Annotated in this window: 1 protein-coding gene; it reads left to right on the forward strand. The window is 69.1% G+C overall.

Annotated elements, in window-relative coordinates; genetic code table 11:
* On the forward strand, nucleotides 1-256 hold a 256-nt coding region (locus SB816_RS33220; RefSeq protein WP_410548407.1), incomplete at both ends, for a LysE family translocator.

Raw genomic sequence — 256 nt, forward strand, 5'->3', positions numbered from 1 at the left:
GTCGTTCCTGGCCGGCCTCACGACCCAGCTGAGCAACCCGAAGACTGCGATCTGGTACGGCAGCATCTTCGCGGCGCTGCTGCCGCAACATCCGCCGCTGTGGTGCTACCTGGCGCTGCCGCCGCTCGTGTTCGCGGTCGAGTTCGGCTGGTACACGATCGTCGCGCTGTGCTTCTCCACCCGCCGGCCGCGCGAGCTGTATCTCCGGGCGAGGAAGTGGGTCGACCGCATCGCGGCCGGTGCGATCGCGCTGCTC

Origin of the sequence: Achromobacter sp. SIMBA_011 (genome assembly GCF_046535435.1) — a bacterium.
Lineage (GTDB): Bacteria > Pseudomonadota > Gammaproteobacteria > Burkholderiales > Burkholderiaceae_B > Achromobacter > Achromobacter dolens.